Source organism: Arthrobacter sp. NPDC056727 (assembly GCF_042790555.1).
Classification (GTDB): Bacteria; Actinomycetota; Actinomycetes; order Actinomycetales; family Micrococcaceae; genus Arthrobacter.
Genome location: NZ_JBHTZA010000006.1, coordinates 66253 through 85375, shown reverse-complemented (window position 1 = coordinate 85375; position 19123 = coordinate 66253). Strand labels below are relative to the sequence as shown.

17 protein-coding genes are annotated in these 19123 nt (G+C 67.2%); all 17 read right to left on the bottom strand.

Translation table 11 applies throughout. The features are described from left to right. Position 1: 1 nt before the first annotated feature. Entirely contained in the window at positions 2-928 is a 927-nt protein-coding gene (locus ACFRAH_RS07980; RefSeq protein WP_377990371.1) for an RluA family pseudouridine synthase, read from the bottom strand. After that, a complete protein-coding gene (gene lspA / locus ACFRAH_RS07975; RefSeq protein ID WP_377990370.1) occupies positions 921-1493 on the bottom strand; it encodes a signal peptidase II in 573 nt (190 codons plus the stop codon). Before lspA ends, ACFRAH_RS07980 begins: the two co-directional genes overlap by 8 nt. Before the next feature lie 81 nt (positions 1494-1574). After that, complete coding sequence (locus tag ACFRAH_RS07970; protein WP_377990369.1) at positions 1575-2270, bottom strand: DivIVA domain-containing protein; 696 nt, start codon at positions 2268-2270, stop codon at positions 1575-1577. Positions 2271-2438: 168 nt separating this feature from the next. After that, on the bottom strand, positions 2439-2726 hold the full coding sequence (locus ACFRAH_RS07965; RefSeq protein WP_377990368.1) for a YggT family protein: 288 nt from the start codon (positions 2724-2726) through the stop codon (positions 2439-2441). Positions 2727-2859: 133 nt separating this feature from the next. Then, positions 2860-3390, bottom strand: coding sequence for a cell division protein SepF (locus tag ACFRAH_RS07960; RefSeq protein WP_377990367.1), 531 nt, complete (start codon positions 3388-3390; stop codon positions 2860-2862). 89 nt (positions 3391-3479) lie between these two features. Continuing rightward, entirely contained in the window at positions 3480-4217 is a 738-nt protein-coding gene (locus ACFRAH_RS07955; protein ID WP_377990366.1) for a YggS family pyridoxal phosphate-dependent enzyme, read from the bottom strand. Continuing rightward, positions 4210-4920: a polyphenol oxidase family protein gene (locus ACFRAH_RS07950; RefSeq protein WP_377990365.1), complete on the bottom strand. Its 711-nt coding sequence runs from the start codon at positions 4918-4920 to the stop codon at positions 4210-4212. The genes ACFRAH_RS07955 and ACFRAH_RS07950 overlap by 8 nt, the downstream gene beginning before the upstream one ends. 103 nt (positions 4921-5023) lie before the next feature. Beyond that, positions 5024-6256, bottom strand: a complete 1233-nt coding sequence (gene ftsZ, locus ACFRAH_RS07945; RefSeq protein WP_377990364.1) for a cell division protein FtsZ — start codon at positions 6254-6256, stop codon at positions 5024-5026. Between the two features lie 190 nt (positions 6257-6446). Further along, positions 6447-7514, bottom strand: coding sequence for a cell division protein FtsQ/DivIB (locus ACFRAH_RS07940; RefSeq protein WP_377990363.1), 1068 nt, complete (start codon positions 7512-7514; stop codon positions 6447-6449). Further along, positions 7507-8886, bottom strand: coding sequence for a UDP-N-acetylmuramate--L-alanine ligase (gene murC, locus ACFRAH_RS07935; RefSeq protein WP_377990362.1), 1380 nt, complete (start codon positions 8884-8886; stop codon positions 7507-7509). The genes ACFRAH_RS07940 and murC overlap by 8 nt, the downstream gene beginning before the upstream one ends. After that, on the bottom strand, positions 8883-9983 hold the full coding sequence (gene murG / locus ACFRAH_RS07930; RefSeq protein WP_377990361.1) for an undecaprenyldiphospho-muramoylpentapeptide beta-N-acetylglucosaminyltransferase: 1101 nt from the start codon (positions 9981-9983) through the stop codon (positions 8883-8885). The genes murC and murG overlap by 4 nt, the downstream gene beginning before the upstream one ends. A gap of 10 nt (positions 9984-9993) precedes the next feature. Beyond that, the gene (gene ftsW / locus ACFRAH_RS07925) at positions 9994-11322 is read right to left on the bottom strand and encodes a putative lipid II flippase FtsW (RefSeq protein WP_377990360.1); all 1329 of its coding nucleotides are present in this window, start codon (positions 11320-11322) and stop codon (positions 9994-9996) included. 2 nt (positions 11323-11324) lie between these two features. Then, positions 11325-12923: a UDP-N-acetylmuramoyl-L-alanine--D-glutamate ligase gene (gene murD, locus ACFRAH_RS07920; protein ID WP_377990359.1), complete on the bottom strand. Its 1599-nt coding sequence runs from the start codon at positions 12921-12923 to the stop codon at positions 11325-11327. Beyond that, positions 12905-14014 (bottom strand): phospho-N-acetylmuramoyl-pentapeptide-transferase, encoded by a 1110-nt coding sequence (gene mraY / locus ACFRAH_RS07915; RefSeq protein WP_377990358.1) that lies wholly within the window; start codon positions 14012-14014, stop codon positions 12905-12907. The genes murD and mraY overlap by 19 nt, the downstream gene beginning before the upstream one ends. Then, entirely contained in the window at positions 14011-15483 is a 1473-nt protein-coding gene (gene murF / locus ACFRAH_RS07910; protein WP_377990357.1) for a UDP-N-acetylmuramoyl-tripeptide--D-alanyl-D-alanine ligase, read from the bottom strand. Before murF ends, mraY begins: the two co-directional genes overlap by 4 nt. Before the next feature lie 6 nt (positions 15484-15489). Beyond that, positions 15490-17157 carry a UDP-N-acetylmuramoyl-L-alanyl-D-glutamate--2,6-diaminopimelate ligase gene (locus ACFRAH_RS07905; protein WP_377990356.1) on the bottom strand — a complete coding sequence of 556 codons (1668 nt, stop codon included), beginning with the start codon at positions 17155-17157 and terminating at the stop codon, positions 15490-15492. 115 nt (positions 17158-17272) lie between these two features. Continuing rightward, positions 17273-19081 carry a peptidoglycan D,D-transpeptidase FtsI family protein gene (locus tag ACFRAH_RS07900; protein ID WP_377990355.1) on the bottom strand — a complete coding sequence of 603 codons (1809 nt, stop codon included), beginning with the start codon at positions 19079-19081 and terminating at the stop codon, positions 17273-17275. Between the last annotated feature and the right edge of the window lie 42 nt (positions 19082-19123).

Sequence of the window (19123 nt, the reverse complement as noted above, 5' to 3'; positions counted from 1 at the left end):
CTCAGGCCTTGCCGGACCCCAGGACCTCCAGCGCGTAGGCGAGATCCGCGGGGTACTCGCTGGTCACGGTGATGCGTTCCCCGGTGCGCGGGTGGTCGAAGCCCAGTTCACGGGCGTGCAGCCACTGCCGGGTGAGCCCCAGGGTGGCGGCGAGCCGCGGATCAGCCCCGTAGGTGAGGTCGCCGGCGCAGGGATGGCGGAGGGCAGCGAAGTGGACCCGGATCTGGTGGGTCCTGCCGGTCTCCAGGTGCACCTCCACCAGGGTCGCCTTCCCGAACGCCTCCAGGACCTCGTAGTGGGTCACAGAGGGCCGTCCGTCCTCGATGACGGCGAAGCGCCAGTCGTGGCCGGGATGGCGGCCAATCGGCGCGTCGATGGTGCCCTGCAGGGGATCCGGCAGACCCTGGACCACAGCGTGGTAAACCTTGTCCACGGTGCGTTCCTTGAACGCCCGCTTGAGGGCGGTGTAGGCGGGTTCGGTCTTGGCCACCACCATGACTCCGGAGGTTCCGACGTCGAGACGGTGGACGATCCCGGCGCGTTCCGTGGCGCCGGACGTGGAGATGCGGTAACCGGCGCCGGCAAGGCCGCCCACCACGGTGGGTCCTACCCAGCCCGGCGAGGGGTGCGCAGCGACGCCCACCGGCTTGTCGACCACCACAAAGTCGTCGTCATCCAGCAGGATCTTCAGGCCTTCCACAACTTCCTCCACGACTTCAAGGGGATCCCGGCGCTCGGGGACCGTCACATCCAGCACCGTTCCGGATGCGAGCTTGGCTGACTTCCCCACGGGTTTGCCGCCGCTGGTGACGTTGCCCTCGGCGATCAGCGTTGCCGCGGACGACCGCGACACGCCCATCAGCTTGGCCAGCCCCGCATCCACGCGGCTGCCGTCCAGCTCCTCGGGCACCACGACCCGTTCAGACATCGTCGCCGCCTTCCCGTTTGGCGACGCTGTGGTGCGAACCGTCAAGGGCAATCCCCCGCAGGGTCAGCAGGCAGATGATGACCACGGACGACACAACGGCGGAGTCGGCGATATTGAAGATCGCAAAATTGGGCAGCTGGATGAAGTCCACCACGTGCCCCATTCCGAACGACGGCTCCCGGAACAGCCTGTCCGTCAGGTTTCCCAGGGCGCCGCCGAACAGCAGCCCCAGCGCCAGCGCCCACCAGGCGGAGCCGAGCTTGCCCAGCTGGAACAGGATGGCGGCGGCCACCAGCACCATGATGATCGTGAACACCCAGGTCACGTTTTCGCCGATGGAAAAGGCAGCCCCGGAGTTGCGGATGTAGTACCAGTGCAGCAGCGGGGGCAGCACCGGGATACGTTCGCCCTCCACCATGGTGCTGGTCACCCACAGCTTGGTGAGCTGGTCGAAGACGTAGGCGAAGACTGCCAGTCCGGCGAACAGGGACAGCAGGACGCCGCGCCGGGGCCGCGGTGATGATGAAGCTGGATGCGCTGCGTCAGCGGCAAGGTCGTCAGTCATGGTGCTTTCATTCGGGAACCGTCGTTAATGGCAAAAGCCGGTGGCCGAGGAATCCTCAGCCACCGGCCTTCAGAATACGTGCTAAACGGCGGCGCTGCTGCTTTCGCCAACCTCAGGGGCGGCAACGGAACCGCGGGCGTCCAGGTCGCGCAGCTGGCCTTCGATGTAGGCCTTCAGGCGTGAGCGGTAGTCGCGTTCGAAACCTCGCAGCTGCTCCACCTTGCGCTCGAGGACGGAGCGCTGCTGCTCCAGGGCACCGAGGATCTTGCGGGACTTCTCCTGCGCGTCGTTGACCAGGCTGCTGGCTTCGATCTGCGCTTCGGCGATGATCTTGTCGCGCTGCTGCTGGCCCTCGGCCACGTGGCGGTCGTGCATCTGCTGGGCCATGGCCAGCAGGCCGGCAGCGGACTCGGAGACGTTGGTGCCGGTGACGGCGGGTGCCTGGGCTGCGACCGGTGCGGCCTGCTCGGCTTCCTTCTTCTTGGCAGCTTCGGCAGCCTTGGCCTCGGCTTCGGCCTTCGCGCGTGCTTCGTCCTTTTCGGACTTGGACGGCGCAGGAACCTTCTCAACGACAGGGGCGACGGCGGAGGTGGCAGCCGGCGATCCGGAGCCGCCTTCGGCGAGCTTCTTGCGAAGTTCTTCGTTCTCCTGGTTCAGGCGCCGCAGTTCAACGACGATCTCGTCCAGGAAGTCGTCAACCTCGTCCTGGTCATAGCCTTCGCGGAACTTGGTCGGCTGAAAGCGCTTGTTGACAACGTCTTCTGGCGTCAAAGCCATCTGGTCACCTCGTTGGTCTAGTTCGTCAGGAGGCCTTCCGGCCGTCAAAACTACGGTACCTAAATTTGGTCTGGTTCCTCTAATTCAACACCGTGGCGTCGAACAAAAGGTTCTTTTGCGCCCGGGGATCCGTGCGGATCGGCCCCGGCGCCGCAAGCTGATATGAAGTTATGCAAGTGACTTGGTGATCCCCATGGCAATGCTCAGGCCGATGAACAGCACCAGAAACCCGAGGTCCAGCGACACGCCGCCCAGCCGCAGCGGCGGGATCAGGCGCCGCAGAACCTTCAGCGGCGGATCGGTTACCGAGTAGACGGCATGAGCCGCCACCAATGCTACCCCGCGGGGACGCCATTCCCGCGCGAACATCTGAACCCAGTCGAAGACGAGGCGGACAATCAAAGCGACGAAAATGAACAGCAGGACGATATAGACGAGCCCGAATAGTATTCCCATGAGCTAACCCATTGTCTCCATGTTCATCACGGGCGCCTGGGCGCCCTGGGATTCCTGCCAGCTTTTGCTGCTCCCCTATTTCAGCACGGATGCCAGGCAGGTGCGTCCCTGCCTGGCATCCGGAGAGCGTATTTTAGCTTTGGTTGAAGAAACTGGCGGTGGCGTCGCTGGCCTTCTTCTCATCTCCGATGACTTCGACGTACGACGGCGACAGCAGGAAGACCTTGTTCGTCACGCGCTCGATGCTTCCGCGCAGTCCGAAGACGAGGCCTGCGGAAAAGTCGACCAGCCGCTTGGCGTCCGATTCCCCCATGTCCGTCACGTTCATGATGACGGGGATCCCGTCGCGGAAGCTTTCGCCGATGAGCTTGGCGTCGTTGTAGGAGCGCGGGTGGATCGTGGTGATCTGCCGCAGTCCGGTGGTCTCTTCGCGGCTCGATGCCGCACGCTTGATGGGTGTCACGGGTGCGCGGTATTCCTCTTCGGCAGCTGGTGGCGCTTCACGGGTGACCTCTCGGAGCGGCGCCGGTGCGCGGCGCTCTTCACGGTCATGCTCCATTGAGTTGTCCTCGTCCTTTTGCTGGGTGGAAAGCTCAGACTCGTAGTGTTCATCGCCGTCGGCGAGCCCAAGATAGATCATTGTCTTGCGCAGAGCGCCAGCCATGGTCGACTCCTAATCGTGTCCGGAAGCGGGCCGCCCAAAAGTCAAGACAGCATTGGAATCCCCGCCATTCACTTCCAATACGAGAGACGCTACCGCACCGCCGGGCGCGAACCGAGAATATCTGAGCCAATTCGGAGGTGTGTCGCACCGAATCGGACAGCTGCTTCCAGGTCCTGGCTCATGCCGGCGGAAATCCCGGTGGCACCGGGGAAATCCTGCTGCAGGCCGGTTGAGATACCCAGCAGTTTTTCGAAGGCCCGGTCGGGATCCGCCCCAAGCGGAGCCACCGCCATGACACCGGCCAGGCGAAGGCCGGCGGCGGCTTCAAGCTGCTCCGCCAGTTGCGGCACGTCGGCGGGGGCCGCCCCTCCACGGTGGGCTCCGGCGTCGTCATCCAGGCTCACCTGGATGAAACAGTCCAGGCTGCCGCGGCCGGTCAGCTCCTGCTGCGCGGCCATGGCCCGCTCCAGGGCGGTCACAAGCTGGGAGCGATCCACAGAGTGCACCGCAGAGGCGTAGCGGACCACGGTCTTGGATTTCTTGCTCTGGAGCTGGCCCACGAAATGCCAGGTGAGGTCCAGTGCCTCGAGCTCCTCGGCTTTAGCGGCCGCCTCCTGGTCCCGGTTTTCCCCGAAATCCCTGACGCCAAGCGCAGCCAGTCGGCGGACGTCCTCAGCCGGGTGGAACTTGCTGACCACTATCAGGCGCGGCGGGGTGTCGCCGCGGCCGGCCGCGGCGACTGCCCGGGCGATGCGCTGCCGGACGGCGTCCAGGTGCTCCCGCAGCTGCACTGTCCTTGCATCCCCGGCTACCGGGCTGTCACTCATGGGTCCACACCAGTCCGGCGAATCTGCCGGACCGGGAGTCGCGGCGGTAGGAAAACAAGGAGTCGTTTTCAAGCGTGCAGGGTCCCCGGTATTCGACGGGAACGCCGAGGGCGTCGAGCTGGCTTGCGGCAGCGCCGGGAAGGTCGAGCGCCGGCGTTCCCCATGACGTTGTTGACCAGGCCGATGGGAGAACGGCCGAGACTTCCTCGCGAAGTCCAGCGGGCACCTCGTAGCAGCTGCCGCAGACGGACGGTCCAAGCCAGGCCCGGATGTCCGTGGCGCCGGCAGCGCGCATTTGTTCCACCGCTGCAGGAATGACGCCGGAGAACAAACCGGGGCGCCCGGCGTGAACGGCAGCCAGCACGGGACCGGAAGCACCGGCGCCCACCAGGACCAGCGGAATGCAGTCCGCCACCATCACGGCCAGCGGCCCGCCGAGCGAGACGAGCGCGTCCGCCGTCGGGGCATCAGCGCCGGGTTCAGCGCCGGTACCGGGTTCAGCGACAACGGACACTTCGTTGCCGTGGACCTGGTTCATGTACTGGAACCTGCGTGGAGCGATGCCGGTGGCATCCTCCAGCCGGATCCTGCGGCGCAGCACCGCTCCCGCGTCATCGCCCACGTGGAGGGCGAGGTTGCCGGCACCCGTGTCGGTGAACGCCACGGACACGCCTGGCTTCACTTCAGCACGCCACAAAAACAATCGGAACTCCGGCAATCAGGGTCGGGAAACGGAACACAGTCACCAGCCGAACAGGGTCAGTAACCGAGAACAGCTGCCGGGCAGATGTCCGCCCGGCAGCCTCCTACTTCAGGAAATCGGGGACGTCCAGGTCGTCGGACCGGCTGCCGGTCAGGTCAGGCTCAACCACCGACGGAAGGTCGACGTCGAAGCCGGAGTCGGCGGGGACAGCTGACGGGCGCTGCTGGCCCCAGCTGCTCAGGCCAGCGGCACCGACACCGGCGTGCACGGGCTGGACGTTGACCTGCTGGCTGCCGGCGGACGGCTGGCTCTGCGGCGCGGCCGCGGGAACGGCGGGCCGCTGGGGTGCAGCCTGCGGCTGCGACTGGTCCATGGACGGCGAGGTGGCCTTGACGTCGTCGAAGCCGGCCGCGATGACCGTGACGCGGGCTTCGTCGCCCAGGGCGTCGTCGATGACCGCACCGAAGATGATGTTGGCCTCCGGGTGGGCAACTTCCTGCACCAGGCGCGCGGCCTCGTTGATCTCGAACAGGCCGAGGTCGGAGCCGCCCTGGATGGACAGCAGGACACCGTGTGCGCCGTCGATGGAGGCCTCCAGCAGCGGCGAGGCGATGGCGAGCTCGGCTGCCTTGACCGCACGGTCCTCGCCGCGGGCGGAGCCGATGCCCATCAGGGCCGAGCCGGCACCCTGCATGACGGACTTCACGTCCGCGAAGTCAAGGTTGATCAGGCCGGGCGTGGTGATGAGGTCCGTGATGCCCTGGACACCGGACAGCAGGACCTGGTCAGCAGAGCGGAAGGCGTCCAGGACGGAGACGTTGCGGTCGCTGATGGACAGCAGGCGGTCGTTGGGGATCACGATCAGCGTGTCCACCTCGTCCCGCAGGGCGTCGATGCCCGCCTCGGCGGAGCCCGCGCGGCGGCGCCCTTCGAAGGTGAACGGGCGGGTGACCACACCGATGGTCAGGGCGCCAAGGGAGCGCGCAATGCGGGCGACGACCGGCGCGCCGCCGGTTCCGGTGCCACCGCCTTCGCCTGCGGTCACGAAGACCATGTCGGCACCGCGGAGGACTTCCTCGATCTCGTCGGCGTGGTCCTCGGCAGCCTGCTTGCCGACCTCGGGGTTGGCCCCGGCACCCAGCCCGCGCGTCAGCTCCCGTCCGACGTCGAGCTTAACGTCGGCGTCGCTCATCAGCAGGGCCTGGGCATCGGTGTTAATAGCTATGAATTCGACACCGCGGAGACCCACCTCGATCATGCGGTTGACTGCGTTCACGCCACCGCCGCCGATGCCGACGACCTTGATGACGGCCAAGTAATTCTGCGGAGCTGCCACGTTACGTGTCCCTTGTTAGTGTCCTATTGCGAAAACTGATGGAGTCGACCTTGAAGCCCTGAACCTTAACCCTCCACTTGAAGGTTATAGTTATGTCAAGTAACTCACGTCTGTGACGCTATTTCCTATGCTGGCTACATTCAATAACCGCCACCGCGTGTCGTCCTAATCCCCGTGAAATACACCGGAATCACCGTGTCACCGGATGGCGCGGGACGCTCACGTCGTACGTGTTGACCGGGTTCGCGGGGTCGGCCGGCACCTTGAGCAGCGCCTCCAGCACCCGCGCCTTGAGCTCCTTCTCCCCCGCGTTGCCCCAGATCACCGTTTGGCCGTCCAGCAGCTTCAGCTCCACCGCATCGACGGACTTGGCGGAGGCGTTGGAGAGCTTGGCGAGCACATTGGCCGGAAGCGCGCCGAGGACCTCGGCCGTGGCCTGGAACAGGTCCTTGCCGATGGTGCCCGCCCCGCCGTCAATAACCGGCAGCTTGACCGAGGCGGGGTCGGCGGTGGTGCCGAGCTTTACGCCGTCGACGTCCACGAGCAAGTATTCGTTGCCGCGCTTGACGAGGGCGACGGGGACGCGTTCCTGGACCTGCACCACCAGGACCGACGGCGGATGGGCCTGCGTCCTGACAGACTTGATCTGGACGAGCGGTTTCAGCAGCGAGTCGATCTGGGACTCGCTGACCTGCGGCAGCGGCGTGCCCAGCAGCGGCTTGAGTGCCGCCTGCACCTGGGCCGGCTTGAGGAGCTTCGTGCCGGTGACGCTCACGCTATGGACCGCCAGCACCGGGGAGTAGACGGCAGCGGCGATGAGCCCCGCCACGATGGCAGCCGTCACACATGCCGCCACGATGATGTTGCGCCTGATGCGGCGGCCCCGGGGTTCGGGAAAGGCCAGCACATTGTCGGGACCGGTGCCCGCGGGCACCTCTTCGCCAACCGGGGCTGGCTTCTTCGACTTGGTTCCGGGTTTGCCGGCTTCCGGGCTTTTCAGCCGGGACCAGGGCGCTTTGGCCTGTTTGTCCTGTGCCTTGCCCTTCGACGCAGGGCTCTCCGGGACAACCTTGGAGGCAGTGATCACGGCCGGCTTGCCGCCGTCGGGCCTGGCCCCGCCCGCACGGCTGCCCCCGGCATCCCGGACCCCAGCGTCCCGGACCTCGGCGTCCAGGGCAGCACCGGCCTCCCGGGCACCATCAGTGTTCCGGGCAGCCGGCTTGGCCGGACGGTAGGTGGGGCGCCGGGTGCTAGCCACCGAGGGACTCCACGATGAGCGGCCCGTACGCGGTGACGTCCCCGGCGCCTGCGGTGAGGATGATATCCCCGGGCTGCGCGGCGGCGGCCAGTGCGCTCACGGCCTCGTCGCCTGCTCCGGCCAGTCTGCCGCCGGCGCCCAGGTGCTCCGTGATGAGGGCGCTGGTGACGCCGGGGATGGGATCCTCGCGGGCCGGATAGATGTCCAGCACCAGGGCCGTGTCTGCGGCATTGAGCGCGTCGGCGAAGTCTGCGGCAAACTCCCGGGTCCGGGAAAACAGATGTGGCTGGAACAGCACATGGACCTTGTGTTCGCCCGCCACGGACCGTGCCGCCGCCAGGGCTGCGCGCACCTCCGTGGGGTGGTGGGCGTAGTCGTCGTACACCCGCACGCCCCGGCCCTCCCCCTTGTATTCGAACCTTCGCGAGGCGCCGGAGAAGCCGGCCAGGGCAGAGGCGGCGGCCTGGGCGTCCACGCCGAGTTCGAGCGCCACCGCCATGGCGGCTGCAGCGTTCAGCGCATTGTGCCGTCCCGGGACCTGCAGCGCCAGCGGGAACCGGCCGCCCGCCGTCGTGATGGCAACCCTGCCCGGGCCACCGTCCTCGAGCCGGAGATCGGCGGCCTCAGAGGTGCCATACAAAACAACGCGGGCATTGCCCCGTTCACGGGTGCGCAGCGCGAGGGCATGCGCGCCGGCGTCGTCCGCGCACGCCACCAGCACGCCGTCGGCGGGCAGCAGTGCCGTGAACCGGTCGAAGGATTCGTACACGGCTTCGGCGGTGCCGTAGTGGTCCAGGTGGTCCGGTTCCACGTTGGTGACGACGGCGATCTGCGGCCGGTAGTTGAGGAACGAACCGTCGGATTCGTCCGCCTCCGCGACGAAGACCTGCGAGCTGCCGTTCGCCGCATTGACGCCGAGCGCCGGCACATTGGCCCCGATGGCAAACGACGGGTCGAGGCCCGCGCCCTGCAGCAGCACGGTGATCATGGACGTGGTGGTGGACTTCCCGTGGGTACCGGCAACAGTGACCACGAGGTCCCCGCCCATGGTGGCGGCCAGGGCTTCGGAGCGGTGCAGCACCGGCAGCCCGGCGGCCCGAGCGGCCTGGAGTTCCGGGTTGTCGGCGCGGATCGCCGAGCCGGCCACCACCGTCTGGGCGTCTTCAAGGTTTCCGGCGTCGTAGCCCACGCAGACCCGGGCACCAGCCGCGGCGAGCTCCGTCATGACCGGCAGGTCCTTGGCGTCCGAACCGCTGACGGGAACCCCGCGCGCCACCATGATCCTGGCGACGGCGGACATGCCCACGCCGCCGATTCCGATGAAGTGCACGCGGCCCAGTGATTCCTGGCTGGGTGCTGCGTTGGTGGTCATTTGGATACCGCTTCCAGTACGAGGTCGGCCATGAGCTGGTCGGCATTTCGGATGCCAAGGTTCTCCGCGTTCAGCGCCATTGCATCGAGCCGGGAACGGTCAGTCAGCAGCGGGATGAGGCTGGTGCGGACCCATTCCGGGGTGAAATCCCGGTCCGCCACCAGCAGGGCGCCGCCTGCATTCACCAGTCCGCGGGCGTTCAGCGCCTGCTCGCCGTTGCCGATGGGCAGCGGCACGAAGACCGCAGGCACACCGACGGCGGCCACCTCGCTCACGGTGGCAGCGCCGGAACGGGCGAGCAGCAGGTCAGCCGCTGCGTAGACAGTCTCCATGCCGTCCACGTATTCAAGCTGCCGGTAGCCGTCGGCGCTCAGCGTGTTACCGTCCGGGTCGGCCACGGACTTGCCGCGGCCAGTGATGTGGATGGTCTGCACTCCCGCCTTGGACAGAGCCTCGAGCGACGCGGCCACAGTGCGGTTGATGCTTTGCGCCCCGGAGGAGCCGCCGGTCACGATGAGCACCGGCTTGTCGGGCTGCAGGTCAAGGCTGCGCAGGGCGCCGTTACGTGCCGTTGCCCTGACCATGGCGGAGACCTCGCGGCGCATGGGCATGCCCACGTGGCGGGCATGCCGCAGCGGGGTGCCGGCGAAGGCCACGGCCACGTGCCGGCTCAGCCGCGCCCCGACCCGGTTGGCCAGGCCCGGCCGGGTATTGGCCTCATGGATGACGATGGGGATCTTCCGCCGCCAGGCAGCGAGGTACATGGGCGTGCAGACGTAGCCGCCCACGCCCACGAGGACGTCCGCTGCGGCGTCGTCGAGGATGCGCCCCGCCTGCCGCACGGCGCCGGCGAGGCGTCCCGGAAGGCGGAGCAGGTCCGCGGAGGGCTTCCGCGGGAACGGGACACGGTCGATGGTGGCCAGTTCCAGCCCCGCGGCGGGGACCAGCCTGGTTTCCATGCCGGCGGCTGTTCCGACGGCGAGCAGCCGGGCGTCGGGCCGGGCGTCGCGAATGGCCGCGGCGATGGCAAGCAGGGGGTTGATATGGCCTGCTGTTCCGCCGCCGGCGAGGACCACGGACAAGGACTCGGTTTTCATCAGGTGCAGGTTACGCTTTCGTGCGGGTTTTCTTGCGCCCGGGCTTCCGCCACGGGCCGAGCAGTTTGCGGGGCCGGATGTTAGGGGCCATCTGTTCGCGGGCCAGTGACAACACTACGCCGATCGCGCAGAGCGACATCAGCAGCGCCGAGCCGCCGTAGGAGATGAACGGCAGGGGAACACCGATCACCGGCATGAGGCCGGTGACCACGGCCATGTTCACCGTGGCCTGGCCAAGCAGCCACACCATGATGGTCCCGGCAAGGACCCGGTGGAAGAGGTCCTCCTGTGCCACCACCACGCGGTAGATGGCCGCGCCCAGGATGGCAAACAGGATCAGGACGACGACGGTTCCCACCAGCCCGAGTTCCTCGCCGATGATGGCGAAGATGAAGTCGTTGTGGGCCTCGGGGATCCAACTGTACTTCTGCCGGCTCTGGCCGAGCCCGACGCCGAACCAGCCGCCCGACGCCAGTCCGTAGAGGCCGTTGGTGGACTGGTAGTTGGCGTCGATGCCGTCACCGCAGCTCTGGCCGGTCCACCACGAGGTGATGCGGCACATCCGGTTGGAGCTGGTCATGGCCATGAACGCCACAACGGCTCCAAGGCCCACGGCCGCGAAGCCGAACAGGTACAGGCGCACGCCCGCGAAGAACAGGGCCGCCGCCGTAACGAGCATGATGATCATGCCGGTGCCGAGGTCGTTTCCGACCAGGACGAGGCCGATGATGCCGAAGGCTATGGGCGCGACGGGGACGACGGCGTGTCCCCAGCGGTGCAGCAGTGACGCCTTCTTGGCCAGCACGGTGGCCATCCACAGTGCCAGGGCCAGCTTGGCTGCCTCGGAGGGCTGCAGGGTGAAGAAGCCGCCGATGTCGATCCAGTTCTTGTTGCCGTTGACGCTGGTGCCGATCACCAGCACAAGCCCCAGGAGGGCATACGCGACGATGATGCCCGGCCAGGCGAGCCGCTTCAGCCACACGACGTTGATCCGGGACAGCATGAACATGCCGAATATGCCGATCCCGGCGAACAGGCCCTGCTTGAGGGCCGCGGTGTAGGGCGACTGGTCCGCGGCGATGGCCTCAACGCTGGACGCCGAAAGCACCATCATGATGCCGATCGCGGTCAGGGCCAGCGTGGTCCCCAGGATGAGGTAGTAGGTGGAGCCGTTGCGTGACTTCCCGTTTCCCTCAAGGGCGGACCAGAAGCGCCGGTACCACCGGCGGAGCCGTCCGCCGGCAGGGATCCTGGATGCGGGAGTGGCCGGTGCAGCACCACGGGGGGTCGCCCCCGCCCGCTGCCGGGCGGCCGCGGGACGTGTGGGTGTGCTGACCATTCCTACTCCTTGCCGGTCCGGGCCTCCCCTTCCACGAGCCCGCGGACCGCTGCAATGAAGGCGTCGCCACGGTGAGCGTAGGAAGAGAACTGATCCATGGATGCAGCAGCCGGGGCCATCAGCACAGTGTCACCCGAGGCGGCGAGCTGTGCCGCCGATGCGACGGCCCGTGCCATCACTGCCTCCCCGGTTTCTGCCGAATCCGGTGCGGCGTCATGTCCGGTTCCGGCTGACTGCACAATTTCAGTGTGGCCTGCCGCCGGCCGGATGACGGGGACATCCGGTGCGTGTCGCTGCAGGGACTCTTCCAGTGACGCCGTGTCCTTGCCGATCAGCACGACGGCCTTCAGGCGGCGCGCGTGGTCGCGGACCAGGTCGTCATAGCTGACGCCCTTGGACAGGCCGCCGGCGATCCACACCACCGGATCGAACGCGGCCAGGGACGCGGAGGCGGCGTGCGGGTTGGTGGCCTTGGAGTCGTTGATCCAGAGCACACCGTTCTGCTTGGCGACCGGCTGGATGCGGTGGCTTCCGGGGATGTAGGCCTGCAGTCCCTCGCGCACGTGCTCGGGGCTGACGCCGTAGGCCCGCACCAGGCCGGCCGCGGCCAGGGCGTTGGCCACCATGTGGCGGGGTGCCACGGGGCCGAGGTCGGACATGGACGCGAGTTCGGCCGCGCTGTCCTTCCGTTCGGCGATGAAGGCCCGGTCCACGAGCAGGCCCTCCACCACGCCGAGCATGCTGATGGCAGGCGTGAGGGTGGTGAAGGCAACGGCCCTGCAGCCCTCCACCACGTCTGCGTCCTCCACCATGCGTTCGGTTTCGATCTGCTCGTCGTTGTAGATGCAGGCCTTCTGCGTGTTTTCGTAAATCTTGGCCTTGTCTGCGAGGTAGGACTCGTAGGAGCCGTGCCAGTCCACGTGGTCCTCGGCGACATTGAGGCACACGCTGGCCACTGCCGAGACGGAGCTGGACCAGTGCAGCTGGAAGCTGGAGAGTTCCACCGCGAAGACGTCGTACTCCACCGGGTCGCGCAGGGCGTCGAGGATGGGCGTGCCGACGTTGCCCACCGCAATCGCCTTCAGGCCGGCAGCCCGCAGCATGGACTCGGTCAGGCCGACCGTCGTCGTCTTGCCGTTCGTCCCGGTGATGGTGAGCCAGTCGGCGGTTTTCCGCCCCTCACGGACGCGCAGGCGCCAGGCGAGTTCGACGTCGCCCCAAACCGGAATGTGGGCGCGGGCGGCAGCCGCGAGCAATGCCTGGTCGGGCCGCCAGCCGGGCGAGGTGACCACGAGGTCCGGCTTTTGGCCGTCGATCTTGGGCAGCGAGCGGACGGCGTCCTCCCCCAGGAGAACGTCAACCGCGCCGACGATCCGCAGCGTGTCCGCCTTGGCCTGGGCGGTTTCTGTGGTGGCGCCGTCGACCACCACCACGCGGGCGCCGAGTTCGATCAGGGTGTCCGCGGCCGCGAAACCGGAGACACCGATCCCGGTGACCACAACACGGAGCCCGGCCCAGTCGGAGTCCCAGCTGACGAGGTCTTTGAGCCGGGCGGGACCCGTTGCTTCGTCGTGGGGAACGTTCACAGCAGGACCACCCATTCTGCGTAGAAGATGCCAAGACCCGCGGCGACGAACAGGCCGGCGAGGATCCAGAACCGGACAACCACGGTGACTTCCGCCCAGCCCTTCAGTTCGAAGTGGTGCTGCAGCGGCGCCATCTTGAAGAAGCGCTTGCCCTTGGTGACCTTGAAGTAGCCCACCTGGATAATGACGGAAAGCGTGATGAGGACGAACAGGCCCCCGATGAAGGCCAGCAGCAGTTCGGTGCGGGAGAGGATGGCGAACCCTGCGATGGCGCCGCCGATGGCGAGGGAGCCGGTGTCGCCCATGAAGATCTTGGCCGGGGACGTGTTCCACCACAGGAAGCCCACCAGGGCGGCGCTCATGATGGCGGCGAGCAGTGCAAGGTCCAGGGGGTCCCGGACGGAGTAACAGCCGCTGCCGGCCTCGCGCGGCGAGCCGCAGGCCTGGTTGCTCTGCCAGATGCCAATCAGCGTGTAGGCGCCGAACACCATGATGGCGGCGCCGGCGGCCAGTCCGTCGAGACCGTCAGTGAGGTTCACGCCGTTGGTGGCCGCGGTGACGATCAGGTTTGACCAGACCACAAAGAGGATCGCCCCGAGCACGGTGCCGCCGAACGCGAGGTCAAGCCAGGGAATGTCACGGACCAGCGAGATCTTGGTGGACGCCGGGGTGACCCCGTCCGGGTCCGGGAAGTACAGGGCCATGACGGCGAAGATGATGCCCACCGCCGCCTGGAGGATGAGTTTGGCCTTGGCGTTCAGGCCCAGGCTGCGCTGCCGGGAGATCTTGATGAAGTCGTCCAGGAAGCCAACCAGGCCCATGCCCACCATCAGGAACAGCAGCAGAAGCGCCGACGCGGACGGCCCGGGCGACCGGGGGTTCATGAGCCACATGATGAGGTGCGTCAGGCCGTAGCTCAGCAGCACGGCCGCCACCACCACGGTGCCGCCCATGGTGGGCGTGCCGCGCTTGGTGTGGTGCGACGTCGGTCCGTCGTCGCGAATGAACTGGCCGTAGCTCTTGTGGACCAGCAGGCGGATGAACAGCGGGGTGCCCACCAGTGCCAGCAGCAGGGCCAGGCCAGCGCCGATCAGAAGTGCAATCACAGCAGCTCGCTCCCTTCATTGGCAGTTGTGGGGGTGGCGTGTGGGGGTAATGCTATCCGATCGCCCAAATGGCGCAGTCCCACGCTGTTCGAGGACTTGAAGAGCACCAGGTCGCCTGGTTCGAGCTGCTCCTGGAGCACTTCGTAGGCTTCGTCGGCGTTCTCGGCGAACATGCATTCGTCGCCCCAGGACCCTTCCTGCACTGCGGAAACGTACAGCGAACGCGCTTCCCGGCCCACCACCAGGAGGCGGGAGATGTTCAGCCGCACCACCTGGGTGCCGACGGCGGTGTGCTCACGGATGGAATCGTCGCCCAGTTCCAGCATGGCCCCGAGCACGGCCCACGTGCGGCGGCCGCGGCCGAGGTCGGCCAGCGTGCGCAACGCCGCCCGCATTGATTCCGGGTTGGCGTTGTAGGCATCGTTGATGACGGTGACGCCGTCGGGCCGTTCGGTCCGCTCCATGCGCCAGCGGCTGGCCGCGGACTGGGAACTCAGGGAGGCACCGATTCTGGCGGCCGGAACGCCGGCCGCGTGCGCGGCCGCTGCGGCAGCGAGGAGGTTCGCCACGTGGTGTTCGCCGATCAGCTTGCTGCTGACCCGGACCGTGGGCTCCCCCGGCACTTCGAGGTCGAACTCGGGGTTGCCGGCGGCATTGGTGTCCAGCTTGGCGGCCCGGACGGCAGGAGCGTCCGGCTCGGCATCGCGGGAGGAGAAGCCCAGAACTGTCGCCTGGGTCCGCGCCGCCATGGCGGCAACGCGGGGGTCATCAAGGTTCAGCACGGCGGCGCCCGCGACGGGCAGGGCCTCGGCGAGTTCCCCCTTGGCGGTGGCGATGTTTTCCACGCCGCCGAATTCCCCCGCGTGCGCTGTGCCCACGCCGAGTACCACGCCGATCTCCGGGCGGACCATGTCGGCCAGGTACCGGATATGTCCGATGCCGGTGGCACCCATCTCGATAACGAGGAACCGGGTGTCAAAACCCGCCTGGAACACGGTGAGGGGCACGCCCACCTCGCCGTTGTAGGAACCCTGCGGCGAAACTGTGGGCGCCTCGGCCGACAGGATGCCTGCGAGCAGGTCCTTGGTGGTGGTCTTGCCGGCGGAGCCCGTGATGCCAATGACCGTCAACTGTTCGCCGGCCGCCCCGCGGTGGTCCCTGATCCGCCGGACGGCCTCTGCCGCGACGGCTCCCATGGCCAGCACCGCGTCCTCGACGATGACGGACGGATAGCTCCGGCCGGCGTCATCTTTGATTTCGCGTTCAGTCAGGGCCAGCACCGCGCCGCGGTCAAAGGCCGCCCCCACGAAGCTGTGCCCGTCCGCGCTTTCGCCCGGCTTGGCGACGTAAAGGGAGCCGGCAACGGCCTCCCGCGAGTCGGTCACCACGGATCCCGGGATGACGTCGGGATCGGCAAGCAGGCGGCCGCTGGTGATTTCGGCGATTTCCGCCGCAGTTAGTTCAATCATGTCGGTCTAGGACTCTATCCCGTCGTCTTGGAGAACGGTGAATCCTCGTGCCGTCAAGGCGTTCCGTAATTCCACCCTGTCGTCGAGGGCAAGGTTCACTCCCTTGACCTCCTGCCACACTTCGTGTCCGCGCCCCGCAATCAGGATCGTGTCCTCCGGGGCAGCCAGGTTAACGGCCTCCCGGATGGCAGCATCCCGGGGGAAAACTTCCATAATTTTGCAGTCCAGCTGCTCGGCTTCCTTGGCATCCGTCGCGCCCACCAGCACTTCGGCGCGGATCGCTGCGGCGTCCTCGTCGTGGGGGTCGTCGTCGCTGACGATCACGACGTCGGCGAGCCTGGCGGCGGTCGCGCCCATGGCCGGGCGCTTGCCCTGGTCGCGCTGGCCCGTGGCACCGAAGACCACGATCACCCTGGAAGCGGGCTCCGGGGACCGGACGGCCTCCAGGGCGCGGGCCAGGGCATCCGTGTTGTGGGCGAAGTCAACCACCGCGGCCGGCCGCGCGGAGACGAGCTGCATGCGGCCGGGGACTGCCACGGTGAAGGGATCCTTGGCGTCGAGGGCTGCCTGGACCTCGGCGGGGTCCGCACCGCCGGCAAGCACCATGGTCAGGGCCAGCGCGGCGTTGGAGACGTTGAAGGCGCCGGGCAGCCCTGTGTGCACCCGGAGTTCCGTGCCGTCCCGGCCGCGGAGGGTGAATTCCGTGCCGAGGCCGCGGGCCTTCGGGGCCGTGACCGTCCAGTCGGCCGCTGCGGGGTCTTTCTCCGCGTCGGGCGGGCTGCCGGGCTGGAGGGTCGCCAGTGTGGTGACCGGAAGCCCGGTCTCGGCGGCAAGCCGCCGCCCCCATTCGTCGTCGACGGTCACGACGGCGGCCCGGGCACGCCCGGCGGTGAACAGCTCCGCCTTGGTCCGGTAGTAGTCCTCCATGGTGCCGTGCAGGTCCAGGTGGTCCTGGGTGAGGTTGGTGAAACCGACGACGTCGAAGACCACGCCGTCCACCCGGCGGAAGGACACAGCGTGCGAGGAGACTTCCATGGATGCCGCGTCCAGCCCGCGTTCCCGCATGAGGGCAAGCAGGGCATGGACATCGGTCGATTCCGGCGTGGTCAGGAGGCTGGGGATCGGGTCCCCGCCGGCCAGGATCTCGATGGTGCCGATGAGCCCGGTCTTCTTGCCCAGCGCCTGCAGCATGGCGTTGATGAAGTAGGTGGTGGTGGTTTTGCCGTTCGTGCCGGTGACGCCGAACATCGCGGGGCCGGGGAGGTCTGCATCCTGGCTCCGGTAGATCAGCCGGGACAGCCGGCCCACCACGCTGCGGGGTTCCGCCACCACGAGCACGGGGACGGCAATGTCGTGCCCCAGCGCAAGGAGCTTTGCGCCGGCGTCGTCGGTCAGCACCGCGACCGCGCCGGACCCGATCGCCGTGGACGCGAAGTCCGCACCGTGCCGGGAGGCCCCGGGCAGGGCTACATACAGGTCCCCGCGTTCAACGGACCGCGAGTTCAGTGAGATGCCGGTGACCTGGACGGATTCGGAGGCGCCGGGTACTGCGACACCCACTGACCGGCCGATGACACCCAGCTCGACGGCGGCGACGGCGGTGGGCCGGAAGCCGCTCTTTGATGCCTGCCCGTCCGGGGCGTCGGCAGTGCCGGGGTCATGGTGATGTGACAACTGAATCTCCGTTGGTGCTAGTGGACCACCGGACACGACAGAACTGTTTGTTCAGGTGTACCGCGGTCTATCTTGGCGGGCGTTGCTTGGCGTACTGCCTGTTCGGCGTACCCCGTTATTTGGCGTATTGGGGCAGCCTGACGGGCGTGCCCTTGGAGGGCGGAACGTTGTACGTCCGCAGTGCCTGGCCCATGACCGAGCGGAACACGGGCCCGTTGGTGATTCCGTATATGGATCCCTTGGGGCGCTGCAGGACCACCTCAACAATAAACCGCGGATCGTCCATCGGCGCCATCCCCAGGATCGAGGCGGTGTAGCCGCAGAAGCCGGCCGTGCCGTCATCGCACGGCGACTCGGACGTGCCGGTCTTCGCGCCCACACGGTAACCGTCGATGGCCGCTTCCTTGATTTCGCCCTCGGTGACAGCGCTCTCAAGCATGTCCCTGACCTGCTTGGCGGTGTCCTTGGAGATGACCTGCCGGGACGGTTTGGCCGGCACTTTTTCCTCGGTGCCGTCGGGGCTGATGTAACTGTCGATCAGGCGGGGCTGCAGCATGACCCCGCCGTTGGCGATCGTCTGGTAGGCGCGCACCGTCTGCAGCGTCGACTGGGAAACGCCCTGGCCGAAGAGGACTGTGTATTGCTGCCGGTCATCCCACTGGGCAGCCGGTGTCAAAATGCCTTTGGCTTCCGCCGGAAGACCGACCTCCGGAGCCTCGCCGATGCCGAACTTCTGCAGCCAGTCATGCCGCTGGTCCTTGGTCAGGCGGCTGCCTGCCATTACGGTCCCGGTGTTCATGGAGTAGCCGATGATGCCCGCGAGCGTGCGCTGCTCCGTTCCATGCGAGAACGAGTCGTCGAACTGCTGGCCGTCAATCACCAGGGACGGCGGAATGGTAAACCTGTCCAGCGGGCTGGACTTGCCCTCCTGGATCAGCGCGGCAGCCGTCAGGGGCTTTTCCACCGACCCGGGCTCGTAGGCCGCGGTGACGGAGCGGACGCCGCGGTCCTTGGCGGCCACCTTGCCGGGGTCGTTGGGGTCAGGCGTGTTGGTGTCGGCCATGGCGATGATGTTGCCGGTCTTCACGTCGGAGACGATGATGACCCCCCACTCGGCGCTGAGCTTGTCCGCCTGGGTCTGGATGGCCTGCTGGGCGAAGTACTGGAGGTCGGAGTTCAGGGTGAGTTTGACGTCCTTGCCGTCCTGCGCGGGCGTCAGTTCGTCGATGCCCACAGGAATGCGGAGGCCGTCCGCGCCGATTTCGAAGACGCGCTTGCCCGGGGTGCCGCGAAGTATCTCATCCTGGGTCTGTTCGAGGCCGGCCTGGCCGGTGGTTCCGTTCTCCAGGAAGCCCACAATGCCGCCGGCCACCGAGCCGTTCGGGTACACGCGCTTGCTGGTGCCCTCGGAGAAAATGCCGGGGATCTGCAGTTCCGACACCCGGTTTTCGACGTCGGGCCGGAGGTCCTTGGCCACGATGTAGTACGTCCTGGTGCCGGTGACGGATTTGCGCACGTCGTCAACATCCATGCCCAGGACGGAAGCAAGTTCGGCGATCCCCTGGTCACGGGACACGGTGACGAGCTCGTCCTTGCCGTCCACCTTTTCAAGCCGCTTGAAAGATTCGGTCTTGGTGTTTACAGACTGGTCAACAGTGATGTTGTAGCGGATGACGCTGTTGGCCAGCACTGTTCCGTTCGCGTCCAGGATGCTGCCGCGTTCGGCGGGCAGCACGGTTGGGCGCAGCCGGTTGTCCAGGGCGGCCTCGGCCATGCCGCCGACGTCCAGTCCCTGCACCAGGAAGAGCTTTCCGCCGACCACCACCAGGAGAGCAAGCATAATGCTGAGTCCGAGGCGGAGCCTCTTCGTGGCGTTAGCAACTTTCTTCTTGCTTGCCTTGCCCTTGCCTTGCGCCACGCTCATCCCCTACTGCTTGCCATGCGGGCTACCAGCCGCCTGTTCCTG